Here is an 18,463-nt window from a genome sequence, read left to right as displayed (position 1 = left end):
TTACGCAAAATTTTTTTCAGAATACATTAATTCTTTTGCGTGAGCGGTGTTTGCTAGAATAGCGACGGGTGCTTGAGACTGTTTGTCTCAGGTATCACCGAAAGGCAGACAGAGAAAAGCCCCACCTGACTATAAATCAAAGTGAGGCCCCTCTATGCATGAACACCATAAAGGTAGCCTCTTGCTTGTTGGAAATCAACACCGGAGGCTGGGAATGCCGCAAAAATATTTGTTATTTAGCTTAGTAGTGATTTGTTTCACGCTATTATTATTTACCTGGATGGTGAGAGATTCACTGTGTGAATTACACATCAAACAGGGAAGTAATGAGCTGGCGGCATTTTTAGCCTGTGGGAATAAAAAGTAAGGGCAACTGGCGGGGAGAAATCTCTGCCTTTCTTGTGGCGTGATGCATTCTCAATGCACCCTTTTATTTATGCTGTGAATGACCCTATTGTGGATGGCCACAAATGGCTATGTTTATGGGGTAATCATAAAAAGTAACAATCATTTTATAAATGTGCATGTACTTACACATTTATTTCTCAGAAACTTTTTCAGAATATATTCATTCTTTCGCCTGAGCGGTGTTTGCTAGAATAGCGGCGGGTGCTTGAGACTGTTTGTCTCAGGTATCACCGAAAGGCAGACAGAGAAAAGCCCCACCTGACTATAAATCAAAGTGAGGCCCCTCTATGCATAGACACCATAAAGGTAGCCTCTTGCTTGTTGGAAATCAACACCGGAGGCTGGGAATGCCGCAAAAATATTTGTTATTTAGCTTAGTAGTGATTTGTTTCACGCTATTATTATTTACCTGGATGGTGAGAGATTCACTGTGTGAATTACACATCAAACAGGGAAGTAATGAGCTGGCGGCATTTTTAGGCTGTGGGAATAAAAAGTAAGGGCAACTGGCGGGGAGAAATCTCCGCCTTTCTTGTGGCGTGATGCATTTTCAATGCACCCTTTTTATTTATGATGTGAATATCACTAAAGTCTACGACGACAAATCGCAGGCAAAAAAAATCCCCGCCCGAGGGCAGGGATTCGAATTCTTAGCGGCTTAAACTTACAGAGAAGTTACGTTGCCAGCTGCCGGGCCTTTAGCGCCGCTTTCGATGGTGAAGGACACTTTCTGACCTTCGTCCAGAGATTTGTAACCATCGTTCTGGATAGCAGAAAAGTGTACGAACACGTCTTTAGAACCATCGTCAGGAGTGATGAAGCCGAAACCTTTATCAGCGTTGAACCATTTTACGATACCAGTCATTTTACCGGACATAGAAATTACCTTTATAAATTAAGTGAGCCTTACGGCGTTATGGCATGCTTTACAGAATTTAAAGCGTAAAGGAAATGTCGCTACGAGGGGTACCAATGGATAACCTTGAAGGGAACTGCTTTACTCAACTGCTTTGTGGTCTGTGCGTCAAACCGTGAAGCTATTAACGCATACTTCGGCCACTAAACGCAAACGTTATCTGAGAAAAACATAAAACGGCCCAAGAAAAGGACCGTTAAATAAGAGATAAATGCATATGAATCAGATTGTTATCTGTTTGTAATTTGTTGGTCGGCCTGAATCAGACGGAGCAATTTAAGTTCGGTAACTGAAGGTTTTACCCGTCTGGACTCCCATTCCTGCACCAGAGAAACACTTACGCCCATCGCTTTAGCGAACTCAGCCATCTGCAAACCGGTATCTTTGCGTAGCTCCTCAAACTCGGAAAAGATCGATGGCTTTGGTGTCAGGTTAATCATTGATGAAGCATCTTTGAAGACAATCTCTTCCAGACTGCTCAGCAGTTCAAATGTAGAATCTTTTTCTTCCATTGATAACTCCTATATACACACAGCGTGATCGTGAATAGGTACAGCCAGTTAAGAATAGTCGGGAAATCCGTTCAAAAGTTGGTTGCTGAAGTGATTATTCGTGAGATCGATTTCTATACAGCGCAAATAGCGTAAAAATTGTACACAAATCAAGGTCAGTGGCGGGAAGTATAATTTTGTAAAAAAGCGCTAAAACCGACGGCTGAGCCGCCGGTTCGCTTTATCAGGCTTTCTGCGTATTTTGGTTTAACGCAGGCGTTTCTGCTTCGTTCTTTCGCATCTGCCGCTGGCTGACGATGTGTTTTACCAGCAGCGCAAGCGCTGACACCAGCGCGGGAATGGCCAGCAGTGTAAAAATGGTCTGGAAGGAGAGTTCCGCTTGCATCAGGAATGCCCCGCTGAATGCGCCCAGAATGCCACCGAATCGGCCCAGCCCCAGCATCCACGCCACGCCCGTTGCGCGCCCCTGCGTCGGGTAGAAACCCGCTGCAAGAGCCGGCATCGAGGATTGCGCGCCGTTCATGATGGTACCGGCAATAAAGACCATCACGCCCATCAGCACCAGGCTGTTGGTTGAGAAACCGACCAGGCAGACGAACACGCCTGTCAGTACGTAGCCTACCGCCACTACCTTATTGGGATTGAGTTTATCCATCAGCACGCCGAGGATAAGCACGCCAATCCCGCCGCCCAGCGGAAACAGGGCAGTGATGACCGACGCCTGGCTTAAGGATGCACCGGTTTCGCGAATTAACAGCGGTAGCCAGCTGGTCAGTAAATAAAAAATCAACAGGCCCATGAAGTAGGTCAGGCACAGCATCACCGTGCCGACAGCATAGCGAGGCGAGAAAATCACCCCCAGCGCCGATTTCTCTTTCACCTGTCCGGCTTCCTGCAGGACAAAACTCGCGTTATCGGCCACCGGGGCGATACGTTTGAGAATGGCGGCAATTTTATGTTGAGGCTGGTTTTTGACCACCATATAGCGCGCGGATTCCGGCAGCAGGAAGATCAGCAGCACCGCCAGCGCCAACGGCATGACGCCGCCAAGGATCAGCACGCTCTGCCAGCCGTAGTGTGGAATGAGCCACGCTGAGATAAACCCGCCCATCGACGAGCCAATGGGGAAGCCCACAAACATCAGATTCACCAGCAGTGCGCGGCGACGCTCTGGTGCATATTCGCTCATCAGCGTGGCGGCATTGGGCATCGCCGCACCCAGCCCCAGTCCGGTCAGGAAACGCAGCAGCGTAAGCTGGGTGAGGTTGGTGGCAAACGCGGTGACAAGGCTAAAGCCACCGAAAACCAGAATCGACAGCACCAGTACTTTCTTGCGGCCAATACGGTCCGCCATTGGGCCTGCCGTTAATGCACCCACCGCCAGGCCAACCAGCGCGGCGCTCATCACCGGCCCGAGATCTGATTTCTGCACGCCCCATTCCTGCACCAGGTCAGAGGCGATAAAGCCAATAATCGCAGTGTCGAAACCGTCCATGGCGACGGTCACAAAGCATAATGCGAGGATCATCCACTGATATTTAGAAAAGGGATGATCGTTGATAAAAGCCTGAATATCCGTGGTTGTCTTCGTCATGCGGCAATTCCTGAAAACAGCGGGGAGAAGGATTCTCCCGCATGCGGTTGTGCGATTATCGAACCTATTTCCGGTAATCGTTCAATTCATCAAAACACTTAACGTATGCGGCGACAATGCAGGGGAAATCAGGAAGTGTGCGATTATCGTACTCCCTACGGGAAAGGATTTAAGAAATAAGATTAAAGTCATTTTAAAACAATGGATTAATGACAATATTTCGCGTAAATGTAGTGGCCATAAATGTGATGTATGCAACATTGCATTAACATCTTGAAATTCTCCCTTTCCTCATCGTGATTTCATGCCATAACTTGTCAGGAAAAGGTATCCTGCGGCGCGCTGCTGGACTATCCTTGTCAGCGTCGGGCACGCGGGTGCCTGTTTGCGTTTTTTTGGCTGAAGGAGTAATAAAATGGCGACAGGAAAGTCCTGCTCTCGCTGGTTTGCGCCTGTTGCGGCGTTGTTGATGGTTGTTAGCCTGAGTGGGTGTTTTGATAAAGAAGGCGATCAGCGCAAAGCGTTTGTCGATTTCCTGCAAAATACAGTGATGCGCGGGGGCGAACGTCTGCCAACGCTGACCGCTGACCAGAAAAAACAGTTTGGTCCCTTTGTCTCCGATTACGCCGTCATTTACGGCTATTCGCAGCAGGTGAGCCAGGCGATGGATGCGGGTTTGCGTCCGGTTGTCGATAGTGTTAACGCCATTCGCGTTCCGCAGGATTATATGACTCAGCGCGAGCCGCTGCGTCAGGCGAACGGTTCGCTGGGTGTACTGAGCCAGCAACTGGAAAATGCAAAGATGCAGGCCGATGCGGCACATGCCGCGCTGAAACAGGCGGATGATCTGAAGCCGGTCTTTGATCAGGTATACAGCAAAGTGGTGACGGCACCTGCAAATGCGATGCAACCGTTGATTCCGGCGGCGCAAATCTTCACGCAGCAGCTGGTTCAGGTGGGTGATTTTGTCGCACAGCAGGGTGAGCAGGTGAGCTTCGTGGCGAACGGCATTCAGTTCCCGACTTCGCAGCAGGCAAGCCAGTACAACTCGCTGATCGGCCCGCTGGCTTCCCAGCATCAGGCATTTACTCAGGCCTGGACTGCGGCGGTCGACGCGACCAAATAAAATAAGCCGTGTCGACGTAACACACCTGATGTGATGCGTCGTCTCCTGACACCGGGTTTGATTTCAGGCCCGGTATTATCTTTAGTCTGTACCTTTCTCCCTTATTCCCCCCTGAAAACCGAAACCAGTATTCAAACTGAGATGCTTTGTACCTATTTTTTGGCACAGGTTTAAACGCCAATCGTTGATTGATATAAAACAAGCGTAAAAGAAGTCATGAATTTATTTTCTATATAAATACATGGATTGCTTTAATTGTTTTGAATGATAAATAAATATCATTAATGTTTTGTTTATCGTGGGAACAGATGTCTCAATCGGCAATCCGAATGATTCGGTGTCTATATTTCAGGGATTCTTATGAAAGAAAGATTGCAAATGTACGGCAAGTCGATGCTGGTACCTATATCACTGGTTGCTATTGGTGGTTTATTATTGGGTGTGGGTGGGGCGCTGACTTCTGAGACAACGATAAACTCTTTTGGACTTGATTGGGGAAGTTATTCTCACTCTGTATGGTATAAATGCTTCACCGTTATTAAAGGATTAGGTGATGTCATTTTTAAAAACCTGGGGATCCTTTACGCAGTTGGTGTGGCGTTTTCATTAGCAAAAAAAGAACAGGGATGGGCGGCATTTTCTGCAATGGTCGCATACTTGTCGATGCTTATGACCCTTTCTATTTTACTGAAAAATGAAGGGCTGAATGCCGAAAATACCACGATAGCGGGTTTCGTTGCTCAGGGGCAGAGCGCTATAGACGCGACGAAATCCTCGGCGCTTTTCACGACTGAATTAGGCTATTTTAGCTATCGGACGGGTGTCTTTGGCGGTCTGGCAATCGGGTTCTGCATCGCCGCTATTCATGCGCGCTTTTACAATACGAAGCTCCCTCTGGCGCTATCATTCTTCTCCGGAACGCGCACGGTGCCTATTCTTTCGTTGCTGGCAGGCGGCGTTTTGGGGGCATTTTTCTTTGTCTGCTGGCCATTTATCGGCGGAACACTGGGCAGTTTTGCGGGATTCGTACATGACTCAGGATTGTTAGGCACATTTGTTTATCGGGCCGTAAACGAAATTCTGATTCCGTTCGGAATGCATCCCCTGATTTCTCTCCCGATTCGCTGGACTCAACTGGGGGGATCGGAAATGGTTGATGGCGTTCTTGTTTCCGGTACGTCAGCGATACAAATGGCGCAACTTGCCTCACCTGAACCAGGTAAGCTGTTGGTTCGCGGATTTATGGGGGGCAATGCCATCATCAACTTTGCTATTTATCCAGGTATTGCGTTAGCGATGTATCATGCCACGCGAAAGGAAAATAAGAAAAAAGTCGCTGCTTTGTTGATTTCAGTTGTTATCTCTACCATCGTTTTTGGTATTACTGAGCCTATTCTATTTACTTTTCTGTTTATTGCGCCATGGTTATATTTCTTTATCTATGCACCGCTTGCGGCGTTAGGTGAAGTGCTTTCTGAACTGTGTAAGGTGTCGATTTATCAGGGTAATATCAAAGACTGGATACCCTTCTTTTTTAGACCGGAAAAGCTCAATATCTGGCCTTTTCTCTATCTTTTCCCTGCTTTTTTTGTTGCCTCTTATGCCTTATTCAGAGTGCTTATTACTCGCTTTAATATTCAAACGCCGGGGCGTGAAGATGTTGGCAGTGATGATGAAATAAGGTTATATACCAAACAAGATTACAGCGAAAAATTGAACAAGAAATCGACTGGTGGTGAAATTAAGAAAGCGAGCACAGAGGGTTCTCTGGCCGAAGGAATTATCTCCGCATTAGGCGGACGTGAAAATATCGTTGAGGTTGATAACTGCATCTCACGGTTGCGAATTGTGCTGGTGAATGCTGAGCTGATGGCTCCCGATCGTCACTGGAAAGAGAATCTGGAAGCGATGGGTATTGTTCGTATCGGCAAGAATGGCGTCCAGATTGTGTACGGTCCAAACGTATGCAGTATTGCGGTTGATGTGCGTGAATTGCTGGAGGGACATTAATGCGCATAAGGTTCGCGTTTTCGTCTGAACCTTTCGAGGTGCAGTCAGCAACTTTTACGGTTCAGCATGCAACATGTATTGATATTTTTCTCGTGGATGTCCCCTTTGAACACCTCTTTTTAGTGTTGAAAGATCCTGAACAGCAAATACGAGCTTTATTGACCTGTAAAACGCGAACGAAACATTTCATCGTAAGCGAATCGGCAGCATCAAGTTCTAACAATACCCTGGCAGGAAAAATCCTGCCGGGTATCTGGACAATAACATTCGTAAGGCCTGCGCTACATGTGGGGGCCGTGGTGCTCGACGTTATTCCTGGCGATACGCCGACCGGCGTGACGACGCCCGATAATTTTTCAGTGTTGTCGCAGCGCCCAAACCGTGTTCTTCAGCACGCTGAAAAATGGTATCGCGGCGATCTCCATTGCCATAGTTATTACTCTGATGGCCGAGTTTCGTTGTCTGATATTTGCGATAGTGCAGAGGACAACGGTTTTGATTATCTGGCGGTCACCGATCATTCAGTCATCACAACGCGCTTACCCCATCGTCCCTTTTTGGTGCTTCCGGCAACGGAAATCACGCTGGACAATGAAGTGCATTACAACGCGTTTGGTTTCAACAAGCTCATCGATTACGGTCATTATTTCTCGTGGCACAACGTGTCAAAAAATACGATTTTGACCCAACTGTTTCATGATCTGAGTGGTGAAGGGGTTTTAATTTCCATTAATCACCCCTTTTCTGAGGGAATGACGTTACAGCACGATTTTGATGTGCGAGATATACATTTATTCGAAGTCATTAATGCACCACATCTTGCAGGGCATCCTATTGATAACGATAAGGCGATACGGTTTTACGATTTTTTGTGGAACCAGGGTTTTAGGCTGACGGCGACCGGTGGAAGCGATGCGCATAAACCTGACGGTAATGGTGTCTATCCTTTGGGGAAACCGACAACAGCCATATTTTCCAGAGAACTGAGTATTGCCGGGCTATTGGCTGGCCTCAGGGCTGGCAGAACAACAATAAGCAACGAGGTCGATTGCCAATTACATCTACGGCAGAGTGGCCGGACGATATATCCGGGCGATGAAGTCTCTGGAGAGGTTAATTTTGCCGCCAGCTGTTCCGCGCATGCACTGTCCTGGCGATTAATGAAAAATGGCGACTGTGTTGAGGAAACGTATGCTCAAACGTTCATACGGAATATCTCTTTACAAAAAGGCGATGTAATTCGTCTGGAGGCCCGCAGGAACGAAGAAATTGTCTTTTTTATGACACCGATACACTACGGGATAACCCTACCGTCAGTGTTCCAGTTTGCTGCACTACTCGCGCAGTTTTTACTAACCCAGAAAGATTAGCTATTCGTTTTAGCGTCCGATTACTGTTCAATACGTCATTTTCGGGCTCAGAATGGTCGATTCTGAGCCCGAAATAATTAGCTTAACACCTGCGGATTCACACAGTTCTTCTCAACTTTCCCCTGCAACGCATCAATCAGGTTATCCACCGCGCAGGCCGCCATATTAAAGCGCGTCTCATGCGTGGCAGAGCCGATATGTGGTAGTGCAACGACGTTCGGCAGCGTCAGCAGAGGGGAATCGACAGACAGCGGTTCCTTCTCAAAGACATCCAGCCCGGCGGCATGAATTTCACCCGCTTGCAGCGCGGCAATGAGCGCCTGCTCGTCTACCACCGGGCCGCGCCCAGCGTTGATAAAGATGGCGGAGGATTTCATCTTCGCGAACTGTTCTTTACCGAAAAGATGATGCGTCTCTTCGCTGAGTGGCAGGATCAGACACACGAAATCGGATTCCTGCAATAGCGTGTCGAGGTCACAGTAACGCGCGCTGAAGCGCTCTTCGGCCTGCGGATGCTGGCGGCGAGCGTTATACAGAATCGGCATGCCGAAACCGCAGTGCGCGCGCTGAGCCAGCGCCATACCGATGCGGCCCATCCCGACAATACCCAGCGTTTTATGGTGCACATCGGTACCGAACCAGTCCGGCCCGATGCTTTTTTTCCATTCGCCGGCTTTTACGCGATCGGCGACTTCCACCACCCGGCGCGCGGTACTGAGCATCAGCGCCATCACCGTATCCGCGACGGTTTCCGTCAGAACAGTGGGGGTATGCATCAGCAGAATGTGACGCGCGTTGAGGGCATCGACATCAAAGTTGTCATAGCCCACGGAGACGGTCGAGGTCGCACGCAGCTTCGGCATTTTCTCCAGTAGCGCTTCGTTAACGGCTTCGCTGGAGCCCAGCAGGCCGACGGCGTTAGCAAACACCTCTGCATGCTGTTGGACGGTTTCCGGGCGCAGGTTAGGCACCTGCGTAACGGTAAAGTGGGCTTCCAGGCGATGCAATAAATCGTCAGGCAGTGCCTTGTAGAGAATAATGGACGGCTTCATGCGACTCTCCGTAAGTGTGATTTAAGCGTGGCGTGCGCCAACGGGAAGTTGTTGATTCTTAGCAGGCTTAACAATCAGAGTAAGCCATACCGAGGCGAAAAGTGCCACTCCCATAAAAATGTAAGAGGCGGACGGCGAACCGGTCGCGCCGTTGAGGTAGCCGACGAACCAGGAGCCAAAGAACGATCCCAGCGCGCCCATACTGTTGATTAAGGCCATGGCGCCGCCAGCGACGTTGCGCGGCAGCATTTCCGGGATGATGGCAAAGAACGGGCCATACGGCGCGTACATTGCGGCACCGGCGACAACCAGCAGAGTGTAGGAAATCCAGAAGTGGTTAGCGCCCACCGCCCATGAGCCGATAAAGGCGAAACCGGCAATCAGCAGCAGCGGCCAGACAAACAGCTTGCGGTTCTGCATCTTATCGGAAGCCCAGGAGACCAGAATCATCGCCGCTGTGGCGGCCAGATACGGCACAGATGACAGCCAGCCCACTTCTACCATCCCCAGGTTTGCGCCACCGCTGCGAATAATTGACGGCAGCCACAGCACGAAACCGTATACGCCGATGCTCCAGGCGAAATACTGCATACACAGCAGAATCACGTTGCGGGAACGGAACGCTTCGCCGTAGTTACGCACCGCTTTAATGCCCTGCTGCTCTTTATCGAGCTCGGCCTGCAACGCCGCTTTTTCGGATTCAGACAACCAACCCACCTGCGCCGGTTTGTCTTTTACCAGCACCCACCAGCAGAACGCCCAGATGATGGCCGGAAAGCCTTCGATAATGAACATTTCACGCCAGCCGAGCGCCTGAATCAGGTAGCCGGAAACCACCGACATCCACAGCACCGTCACTGGGTTACCGAGTATCAGGAAGGTATTGGCGCGCGAGCGTTCAGATTTGGTGAACCAGTTACTGATATAAATCAGCATGGCGGGCATCACCGCCGCTTCCACCACGCCGAGAATAAAGCGAATGGCGGCAAGCATTGGAATATTGTTGACCATCCCGGTGAGCGAGGCGCAGGCTCCCCACAGGATCAGGCAGACGAAAATCAGTTTGCGCACGCTGCGGCGTTCCGCATACATCGCGCCGGGGATCTGGAAGAAGAAGTAGCCGAGGAAGAAAAGGGCGCCCAGCAAGGAAGAGATCCCTTTGGTGATGCCTAAATCTTCGTTAATGCCTGCGGCGGAAGCGAAACTGAAGTTTGCGCGGTCGAGGTACGCCAGGCTGTACGTGATAAACACGATTGGCATGATGTACCACCAGCGTTTGGCTGCATTGGTTGAGCTATTCATAGTCCTGCCTCTGTAGTTGTAGGGTCAGAGTGTTATTAGGGGAAGGTGCGCGCTGATGCCCTCACCCCGGCCCTCTCCCACAAGGAGAGGGGGAAAACCAATAATGTGCACATTCCGTTCCTCTGCCTTGAGGAAGGGGGAAAACCAATAATGTGCACATTCCGTTCCTCTGCCTTGAGGAAGGGGGGAAAACCAATAATGTGCACATTCCATCCCCTCTCCCTTGAGGGAGAGGGTTAGGGTGAGGGGGACGGCACTATTCCCCCAACGCCTCACGCGTCGGTAATCCTTCACTGTCGCCCTGAACCTGAATGGCCAGTGCGCCAATCTTATTTCCGCGGGTTACTGCATCACGCAGTGAGCGTCCTTCCAGCAGGGCGCTAATAACCCCGACGGCGAAGCCATCGCCCGCGCCCACCGTATCAACCACCTTGTCGACTTTTACTGGCGCGACGCAGCCTTTCTCGCCCTCTGCGGTTTTATACCAGGCACCGTCTGCACCGGTTTTCAGTACCACCGCTTTTACACCACGCGTCAGATAGAAATCGGCAATAGCTTCCGGCGTTTGTTGACCAGTCAGAATCATCCCCTCTTTCAAACCGGGTAAAACCCAATCGGCCTGGAACGCCAGGTGATTAAGTTTTTCCACCATCTCTGCCTCGCTTTTCCACAGTACCGGGCGCAGGTTCGGGTCGAAGGAGATTGTTTTGCCCAGCGCTTTCATCGTACGGGCCGTGTGATCGAGCAGGGCGTAGGACGAGTCAGAGAGGGCCGCCGCAACGCCGCTTAAGTGTAGATGGCGTGCGCTGGCGAAATAGTGGTCGTTGAAGTCATCAAGTGAAAGATGGCTGGCCGCTGAGTTTTTACGGAAGTATTCCACAATGGGATCGGTTCCATTTTCGACCTTAGATTTAACCTGAAAGCCGGTAGCGAAACGCGCGTCGCAGGTGACACCTGTCGCATCAATACCTTCTTTTTTAAGGCTATTGATCATAAACTGGCCGAAGCTGTCGTCTCCAATGCGGCTGACCCAGCCAACATTCAGGCCCAGGCGCGCCAGTCCGGTCGCGACGTTGAGCTCAGCCCCGGCGACACGTTTGATAAACTGCTCAACCTCACTAAGATCGCCCGTTTGTGTTGCCACAAACATCGCCATGGCTTCACCGATGGTGATGACATCCAGTTGTTTATTCATTGCTTAATCCTCGCGTAACAGTTCGACATAGCGACGGGTTACTGCGGTCAGGTCGTTGCCTTCGAGCGGAAACTCAATTCCACGCGGCGCGTCGGCAGGCAGGGCGCGCAGTACGTCCAGCCAGTCGGTATTGATGGGGTCCGGCGGCACGGCGCGGAAGCTGTCATGGTGAGGCGTCGCCGCTTTAACGTGGATGTAGCACACGGCCGGAGCCAGTTGCTGTGCGGCTTCCTGCGGGCAATTCCCCACCCACAGCCAGTTACCCATATCAAAGGTCAGACGCACAGGCAGATTGAGCACACGGCAGGCGGCTTTGAAACGCTGCATCGGCGGCAGCTGGCCGCATTCGGTTTGGTCGTTTTCCACCACCAGCGCCATGCCGCTGACCTCCAGCCAGGTACGCAGGGTTTCCAGCGGCGCTTTGCGCTCAAAATGGCCAAGGGAGACTTTCAGCCAAAGAGCGTTCAGCGTGCGGGCTTCTTCGAGCAGGGCGGGAAGGTGCGGGTTAAGCGTGCCGTCGGCAAGAAACAGTGGCTCAGGGGCCGAATAGCAGGCCAGTAATTTTTGCGTTTCTATCGCGCGGGCCAGCTCTGGCAGGGCATTTAGTTCGGCGTCGTTAAACATCTCGCGGCGGATTTCAACACCATCCGCGCCCGCTTTCGCGATTATCGGCAGCATCGCCGCTTGGCCACCCGCGGCGCGGACCTGGTCATGTCCGTAAGCGGCGGTAACCACGATAATTTGTCTTTTCATGGAGAACTCCAGCGTCATCGTATAGTTAATACGCTAGATGGAACCGGTTCCAAAGAAAAGCTCAGAATGTTGAATTTATGATCGTCATCACGAAGGATCGTTAACGGGAGGTTGATCCCCTGATAATCAGTTCGCCGGAGAAAACCTGTTCATGGATGGCTGTGCTACCGCCTTCGATGCGGCGCACGACCTGTTCGACCGCCGCAAAACCGATCTGCCAGGTGGGCTGTTTGAGGGTGGTGATGCCGACGCCCGCCAGCTCTGCCCATTCGAGTTCATCGAAACCCAGCAGCCCAATGTCGCTGCCCCAGTTCAAGCCGATGCGTTTGAGCGAGCGGGCAACCTGTAGCGTGAGCGCGCCGTTGGCAGAAATAATCGCTTTGCGCATACCGCGATAGCGTGTGTGGAACTGACGCAGGGTGTTATCTAGCTGCGCATTTTCGGCCAATGGCACTTCTGCATTTTCAGCCAGCACCCCGGGGTGGCGCGCCAGCGTGGCATTAAACGCCGCCAGACGCTCGCGGCGGGTATTGACGGTGCCCAGCGGTTCGCTGAGAAACAGCAGGGCTTCGAAGCCCTGGTCAATCAGATGTTCGGTAGCGGTCGTTGCCGCCTGGGTGTTATCGAGCCCCACCACGTCGCAGGCGAAATCGGGAATTTTGCGGTCAATGAGGACCATCGGCAGCGAGGATTGTTGCAGGCGATTGAGCGCCTCTTCGCGCATCCCGACGGCGTTGACCACAATCCCTTCCACCTGATAACTGCGCAGCAGGTCGAGGTAATGCTGCTCCTGATCGACCTCGTTGTTGGTGTTACACACCAGCGGGGTGAAACCTTTCTCGCGACAGGCGGCCTCGATACCGCTTAACACGTTAACCGAGTAGGGGTTGGTGATATCGGCGATAATCAGGCCAATCAGGCGAGTGCGGCCACGCTTCAGGCTGCGCGCCATCAGGCTGGGGCGATAATCGAGTTCGGCAATGGCGTTTTCAATACGCGCCAGAAGCGCATCGGAAAGCAGATGTTTCTCGCCGTTAAGGTAACGGGAGATGCTGGTTTTACCGGTTTTTGCTGCTTTTGCGACGTCGCTTATAGTCGGGCGTGTTGATTTCGCCATAGATGCCTCTCTTTGCAAAGTGAGAACACCTTAGCGCGAAAATCTGGCTAAGCAAGTGATTTGCCCGGTAAACGAGGCGTTACCGGGCCGTTGTATTACTGAAGAGGGCTTAAGGTGATTTCAACGCGACGGTTCTGCGCTTTGCCTGCTTCGGTGCTGTTGCTGGCGATAGGATTCGCCGGGCCCATCCCGCTGGTGCGAATACGTGTTGCCGCTACGCCCTGAGTAATCAGCGAGCTGGCGACGGAATCAGCACGCTGCTGAGACAGTCGCATATTCAGGTCCTGGCCGCCGGTGCTGTCGGTGTAGCCAATCACATTTACCGCGGTTTTTTCATACTCTTTCAGTACCATCGCCACGCCGGTCAGGGTATTTGCGCCCGCCGGTTTCAGCGTTGCGCTGCTGCTGTCGAAGGTGACATTGCTCGGCATGTTTAACACGATGTTGTCGCCATTTCGCGTCACGCTGACGCCCGTTCCCTGCATTTTATCGCGCAGTTTGGCTTCCTGCACATCCATGTAGTAACCGACGCCGCCGCCGAGGGCCGCGCCTGCTGCCGCACCAATCAATGCACCTTTACCGCGATCTTTCTTCGACGAAGAGAGTGCGCCAACGCCCGCCCCGACCAGAGAGCCGATCCCGGCGCCAATGCCGGATTTGCCCGCTTCGCGCTCACCGGTATAAGGGTTAGTGGTGCAGCCAGAAACTGCCAGAGCTCCGCTCACAACGGCAGCAATCATCAGTACGCTTTTTTTCATCTTAATTCCTTAATCCTTTTTTATTCTTTGCCACGGCGACCGTGACGGTTGATTATGACGTGGAAAGAAGCGGAAAATTCCCTCTATAACTCCGATTTATGTAAAAAATAATGAGTGATGGTTAATTCATCACCACAACACCTGCATCGAATACTCAGGAGCACGCTTTGGCTACTACAGCGAAAACGCACACCATTTTAACTGCCGCCCACTGGGGCCCCATGCTTGTCGAAACGGACGGTGAAACCGTTTTTTCCTCGCGCGGGGCGCTTGAAACCTCGTTTGTTAACTCTTTGCAAAGCGCCGTGCGCGATCAGGTGCACAGTAAAACGCGGGTACGTTACCCGATGGTGCGCAAAGGCTATCTGGCCTCGCCAGCGTCACCTAAGGGGGTGCGCGGGCAGGATGAATTCGTGCGGGTGAGCTGGGACGAGGCGCTGGATCTCATACACGCGCAGCACAAACGTATTCGCGAAACGTATGGACCGTCCTCAATTTTTGCCGGTTCCTACGGCTGGCGATCCAATGGCGTGCTCCACAAAGCGGCGACGCTGCTACAGCGCTATATGAGCCTGGCGGGCGGTTACACCGGGCACCTGGGGGATTACTCGACTGGCGCGGCACAGGCCATCATGCCGCACGTGGTCGGCGGCAACGAAGTGTATCAGCAGCAAACCAGCTGGCCGCTGGTGCTGGAGTGTACGGACGTGGTGGTGCTGTGGAGTGCCAACCCGCTGAATACCCTGAAAATTGCCTGGAATGCTTCGGATGAACAAGGCATTCCTTACTTTGAACAATTGCGCAAAAGCGGCAAGCGCCTGATCTGCATCGATCCGATGCGATCGGAAACGGTTGATTTCTTCGGCGAGTCGATGGAATGGATTGCGCCACACATGGGCACTGACGTGGCGATGATGCTTGGCATTGCCCATACGCTGGTGGAAAACGACTGGCATGATGCGCAATTCCTCGCGCGCTGTACGACCGGATTTGACACGTTCGCCGCTTACCTGCTCGGCGAACGAGACGGGCAGCCCAAAACCGCCGAATGGGCATCAGCAATATGTGGTGTTAGTGCAGCTAAAATCCGCGAACTGGCGAAACTTTTCCACGAAAATACCACCATGTTAATGGCGGGGTGGGGCATGCAGCGCCAGCAGTTCGGCGAACAAAAGCACTGGATGGTGGTGACGCTCGCCGCCATGCTGGGACAAATCGGTACGCCGGGCGGGGGCTTCGGGCTCTCTTATCACTTTGCCAATGGCGGCAACCCGACGCGCCGCGCTGCTGTGCTGGCATCGATGCAGGGTGCGGTAAAAGGGGGAGTGGATGCGGTTGATAAAATTCCCGTCGCGCGGATTGTCGAGGCACTGGAAAACCCCGGCGCACCGTATCAGCACAACGGCATGGACAGGCACTTCCCGGATATCCGTTTTGTCTGGTGGGCGGGTGGCGCCAACTTTACCCATCATCAGGACACCAACCGCTTAATTCGCGCCTGGCAGCGCCCGGAGCTGGTGGTGATTTCCGAGTGCAACTGGACGGCGGCGGCGCGTCATGCCGATATTGTTCTGCCCGCCACCACCTCTTTTGAGCGCAACGATCTGACTATGACCGGTGATTACAGTAATCAGCACCTGGTGCCGATGAAGCGCGTGGTGATGCCACGGGGTGAAGCGCGCGATGATTTTGAGGTATTCGCTGAGCTGAGTGAGCGCTGGGAAACGGGTGGGCGTGAGCGTTTTACCGAAGGCAAAAGTGACCTGCAATGGCTCGAAACGTTCTATCGCATCGCCGCAGAGCGGGGCGCCAGCCAGCAGGTTACGCTGCCGCCGTTTGCAGATTTCTGGCAGGCGAATCAGCTAATCGAAATGCCGACCAGCGAACAAAACGCGCAGTTTGTCCGTTTCGCGGCCTTCCGTGCCGATCCGCAGGCCAATCCGTTGAAAACGCCGAGCGGGAAAATTGAAATTTATTCCGAGCGCATCGCCAGTTTCAACTATGCCGATTGTCCGCCGCATCCGATGTGGCTGGAGCCGGACGAATGGCACGGCAATGCCGAACCGCAGCAGTTGCAGCTGCTCTCCGCGCATCCGGCTCATCGTCTGCACAGCCAGCTCAATCACACTTCCCTGCGCGAGCAGTACGCGGTCGCGGGGCGTGAACCGCTTACCCTGCATCCGCAGGATGCGCGTGCACGAAATATTCAGGATGGCGATGTGGTGCGCGTATGGAATCACCGCGGGCAGGTGCTGGCGGGCGCGGTGGTGAGCGATGGCATAAAGCCTGGCGTGATGTGCCTGCATGAAGGCGCATGGCCGGATCTGGATCTTCAGGCCGGGGGCATCTGTAAAAACGGTGCAGTCAACGTACTGACCAAAGACCTCCCCAGCTCGAAGCTGGGGAATGGCTGCGCGGGCAATACGGCGCTGGCGTGGGTAGAGAAATACAGCGGCCCGGCGCTTACGCTAACGGCGTTTGATCCGCCTGCCAACGCATAATCCAGGTGGGATGCTTGGTCTCTTCCTGCCATGCGCCGTCTTCAATGCGAAAGCCGAGCGCATGGTAGAAATTCACCGCGCGGCCGTTTTTCTGATACACCTCCAGGCTTAACATCGGGTAGCGCTGCTTAACTTCGTTGAGCAGCGCGCTGCCAATGCCGCGATGCAGCGCCTGCGGTGCCACGAACAACGCCCCAACAAACTGGTTATCCATCACGCTGATAAACCCCAACAGGGTGTCATTTTCTTCCCACACCCAGGTTTGTGCCGCCGGTAGATAAACGTCGCGTACCAGCGCGAGGCTGTCGTGCCAGTACTGCTCATCAATAAAAGGATGCGCGAAGGTGGTGCTTTCCAGCCACAGCGTGAGCACCGGGTCGAGAGATTTAGCTGTCCACTTGCGGATCATGCTGGCCTCCGGGATGGCAGAAACAGCCCGTTACGTGATCGTTCACCAGCCCGCACGCCTGCATAAAGGAGTAGCAAATGGTCGTGCCGACAAATTTAAAGCCACGTTTTTTCAGCGCTTTTGATAAGGCATCGGAGGCGGGCGTCGAGGTAGGAATGCCGGAGAGCTCTGCCGCCTGGGTGACGATGGGCGTGTTATCCACGAACGACCAGACGAAATCGACAAAGGGCTCGCCATTCTCTTCCATCGCCAGATACGCGCGTGCGTTACCAATGATGGCCTGAATTTTCCCGCGATGGCGAATAATTCCGGCATCCAGCACCAGCCGCTCAACATCTTCTTCCGTCATGGCCGCAACCTTGCGCGGGTCGAAATGGTGGAAAGCGTGACGGTAGTTTTCGCGTTTCTTAAGTACCGTTATCCACGAAAGCCCGGCCTGCTGGCCTTCAAGGCAAATCATTTCAAACAGCTGCTGCCCGTCTTTCTGCGCAACGCCCCACTCCTTGTCGTGATAGTCGATATAGAGTGGGTCCTGACTGACCCAACCACAACGCTGCATACCCTTCTCCTGTTTCATGGTCCTGACCTGATAATAAAACCTGCAAATCATGCTTGACGCCAGAAATAAAAAGACAATATTTAATACAGGGATACACACCCCCTAAAAACATAACAATATCGCCGGGTTCGGCTCTTTTCTGGAGTCGCTTGAATGATTGATAAGAAATGCACTGGCTTTCGACCAGGTGTTTTGACGGCGCCTGTCTTTATTTGCTTATTATTTGCAGCTTCGGCGCACGCCTGGCAGCAAGAATATATCGTGACTGACACAGAAAGTCGTACCGCTGAACGCTATACATGGGATAGCGATCACCAACCGCGCTATGACGATATTCTGGCGGAACGTATCAAGGCTGCCAGCGATGGGCCCGGTCTGGCGATGACGATGCCGGACGAGACGCCGCTGGACGCGACCAAATCAATGAGCATTGGCTGGAACATGCCGCTGACCACGGGCCTGACGACCGGGCCGGTTGCTGCATGGCGTTACGATGGCTCGCCTGCCTCTGTGTTTAATGACTCGGGTGATATTGGCAGTTATACCGACCCAATGTGGCATGCCAGCATCAGTACGCTGGGCTGGCGAGTGGACTCCCGCTCCTGGTGGGGGGTTCATCCGTGGGCGCAGGTCAGTTATAACCAACAGTATGGCGAAAATCAGTGGAAAGCCCAGTCCGGCCTTAATCGCATGCCGGGCACCAATCAGGAAGGCAACTGGGTCGATGTGACGCTGGGTGCTGATATGCTTCTTAATCAACATGTTGCTGCGTATGCGGCTCTGTCGCAGGCGGACAACATGACCACCGGTTCCAACTACCTCTATACCATGGGGGTGAGCGCGCGTTTTTGAATTATCCGATGGCGCGGCCTGTTGCCCGT

Annotated in this window: 18 protein-coding genes; 7 read left to right on the top strand and 11 right to left on the bottom strand. The window is 52.7% G+C overall.

The window, feature by feature from the left end; all coding sequences use genetic code 11:
- The first annotated feature begins 214 nt into the window (after window positions 1-214).
- Together hokA (F0Q32_RS14520) and hokA (F0Q32_RS14515) are read left to right on the top strand one after the other, a co-directional pair.
- On the top strand, window positions 215-367 hold the full coding sequence (gene hokA, locus F0Q32_RS14520) for a type I toxin-antitoxin system toxin HokA (RefSeq protein ID WP_149463640.1): 153 nt from the start codon (window positions 215-217) through the stop codon (window positions 365-367).
- Between the two features lie 388 nt (window positions 368-755).
- Window positions 756-908, top strand: coding sequence for a type I toxin-antitoxin system toxin HokA (gene hokA / locus F0Q32_RS14515; RefSeq protein ID WP_149463639.1), 153 nt, complete (start codon window positions 756-758; stop codon window positions 906-908).
- 164 nt (window positions 909-1,072) lie between these two features.
- On the opposite strand, the gene cspA is transcribed toward hokA (F0Q32_RS14515), so the two are convergent.
- The 3 genes from cspA to F0Q32_RS14500 all read right to left on the bottom strand — a co-directional run bounded on the left by cspA (window position 1,073) and on the right by F0Q32_RS14500 (window position 3,430).
- The gene (gene cspA, locus F0Q32_RS14510; RefSeq protein WP_000014594.1) at window positions 1,073-1,285 is read right to left on the bottom strand and encodes an RNA chaperone/antiterminator CspA; all 213 of its coding nucleotides are present in this window, start codon (window positions 1,283-1,285) and stop codon (window positions 1,073-1,075) included.
- A gap of 269 nt (window positions 1,286-1,554) precedes the next feature.
- Window positions 1,555-1,836, bottom strand: a complete 282-nt coding sequence (locus F0Q32_RS14505) for an HTH-type transcriptional regulator (protein ID WP_149463638.1) — start codon at window positions 1,834-1,836, stop codon at window positions 1,555-1,557.
- A gap of 223 nt (window positions 1,837-2,059) precedes the next feature.
- A complete protein-coding gene (locus F0Q32_RS14500; RefSeq protein ID WP_149463637.1) occupies window positions 2,060-3,430 on the bottom strand; it encodes an MFS transporter in 1,371 nt (456 codons plus the stop codon).
- Between the two features lie 415 nt (window positions 3,431-3,845).
- Here F0Q32_RS14500 and F0Q32_RS14495 point away from each other — a divergent pair, with 415 nt between their 5' ends.
- The 3 genes from F0Q32_RS14495 to F0Q32_RS14485 all read left to right on the top strand — a co-directional run bounded on the left by F0Q32_RS14495 (window position 3,846) and on the right by F0Q32_RS14485 (window position 7,936).
- Window positions 3,846-4,556 carry a DUF3053 domain-containing protein gene (locus F0Q32_RS14495; RefSeq protein WP_149463636.1) on the top strand — a complete coding sequence of 237 codons (711 nt, stop codon included), beginning with the start codon at window positions 3,846-3,848 and terminating at the stop codon, window positions 4,554-4,556.
- Between the two features lie 360 nt (window positions 4,557-4,916).
- A complete protein-coding gene (locus F0Q32_RS14490) occupies window positions 4,917-6,566 on the top strand; it encodes a PTS transporter subunit EIIC (RefSeq protein WP_149463635.1) in 1,650 nt (549 codons plus the stop codon).
- On the top strand, window positions 6,566-7,936 hold the full coding sequence (locus tag F0Q32_RS14485; RefSeq protein WP_149463634.1) for a CehA/McbA family metallohydrolase: 1,371 nt from the start codon (window positions 6,566-6,568) through the stop codon (window positions 7,934-7,936). Before F0Q32_RS14490 ends, F0Q32_RS14485 begins: the two co-directional genes overlap by 1 nt.
- Window positions 7,937-8,013: 77 nt before the next feature.
- Here F0Q32_RS14485 and ghrB read toward each other — a convergent pair whose 3' ends face one another.
- The 6 genes from ghrB to F0Q32_RS14455 all read right to left on the bottom strand — a co-directional run bounded on the left by ghrB (window position 8,014) and on the right by F0Q32_RS14455 (window position 14,113).
- Entirely contained in the window at window positions 8,014-8,988 is a 975-nt protein-coding gene (ghrB, locus tag F0Q32_RS14480; protein WP_149463633.1) for a glyoxylate/hydroxypyruvate reductase GhrB, read from the bottom strand.
- A 21-nt stretch (window positions 8,989-9,009) separates the two neighbouring features.
- Window positions 9,010-10,290, bottom strand: a complete 1,281-nt coding sequence (locus F0Q32_RS14475; protein ID WP_149463632.1) for an MFS transporter — start codon at window positions 10,288-10,290, stop codon at window positions 9,010-9,012.
- A gap of 256 nt (window positions 10,291-10,546) precedes the next feature.
- Window positions 10,547-11,485 carry a sugar kinase gene (locus F0Q32_RS14470; protein WP_149463631.1) on the bottom strand — a complete coding sequence of 313 codons (939 nt, stop codon included), beginning with the start codon at window positions 11,483-11,485 and terminating at the stop codon, window positions 10,547-10,549.
- 3 nt (window positions 11,486-11,488) lie between these two features.
- Window positions 11,489-12,238: a sugar phosphate isomerase/epimerase gene (locus F0Q32_RS14465; protein WP_149463630.1), complete on the bottom strand. Its 750-nt coding sequence runs from the start codon at window positions 12,236-12,238 to the stop codon at window positions 11,489-11,491.
- Window positions 12,239-12,338: 100 nt separating this feature from the next.
- Window positions 12,339-13,355: a LacI family DNA-binding transcriptional regulator gene (locus F0Q32_RS14460; protein ID WP_149463629.1), complete on the bottom strand. Its 1,017-nt coding sequence runs from the start codon at window positions 13,353-13,355 to the stop codon at window positions 12,339-12,341.
- Between the two features lie 95 nt (window positions 13,356-13,450).
- Window positions 13,451-14,113 carry an OmpA family lipoprotein gene (locus F0Q32_RS14455; protein ID WP_015962556.1) on the bottom strand — a complete coding sequence of 221 codons (663 nt, stop codon included), beginning with the start codon at window positions 14,111-14,113 and terminating at the stop codon, window positions 13,451-13,453.
- A gap of 221 nt (window positions 14,114-14,334) precedes the next feature.
- Between F0Q32_RS14455 and F0Q32_RS14450 the strand changes: the two genes are divergently transcribed.
- On the top strand, window positions 14,335-16,614 hold the full coding sequence (locus tag F0Q32_RS14450) for a molybdopterin guanine dinucleotide-containing S/N-oxide reductase (protein WP_370516888.1): 2,280 nt from the start codon (window positions 14,335-14,337) through the stop codon (window positions 16,612-16,614).
- On the opposite strand, the gene F0Q32_RS14445 is transcribed toward F0Q32_RS14450, so the two are convergent.
- The gene (locus tag F0Q32_RS14445; protein ID WP_149463627.1) at window positions 16,577-17,023 is read right to left on the bottom strand and encodes an N-acetyltransferase; all 447 of its coding nucleotides are present in this window, start codon (window positions 17,021-17,023) and stop codon (window positions 16,577-16,579) included. The two genes, F0Q32_RS14450 and F0Q32_RS14445, sit on opposite strands and share 38 nt — an antisense overlap.
- A complete protein-coding gene (gene tag / locus F0Q32_RS14440) occupies window positions 17,001-17,582 on the bottom strand; it encodes a DNA-3-methyladenine glycosylase I (protein ID WP_149463824.1) in 582 nt (193 codons plus the stop codon). Before tag ends, F0Q32_RS14445 begins: the two co-directional genes overlap by 23 nt.
- A 153-nt stretch (window positions 17,583-17,735) precedes the next feature.
- On the opposite strand from tag, the gene F0Q32_RS14435 reads away from it, so the two are divergent.
- Window positions 17,736-18,434: an autotransporter domain-containing protein gene (locus F0Q32_RS14435; protein ID WP_149463626.1), complete on the top strand. Its 699-nt coding sequence runs from the start codon at window positions 17,736-17,738 to the stop codon at window positions 18,432-18,434.
- The last annotated feature ends 29 nt before the right edge of the window (window positions 18,435-18,463 follow it).

Source organism: Pseudocitrobacter sp. 73 (assembly GCF_008369545.1).
Taxonomy (GTDB): Bacteria; Pseudomonadota; Gammaproteobacteria; order Enterobacterales; family Enterobacteriaceae; genus Pseudocitrobacter; species Pseudocitrobacter vendiensis.
Note: the sequence above shows the minus strand (reverse complement) of the source record. Positions and strands in the feature narration are given on the sequence as shown.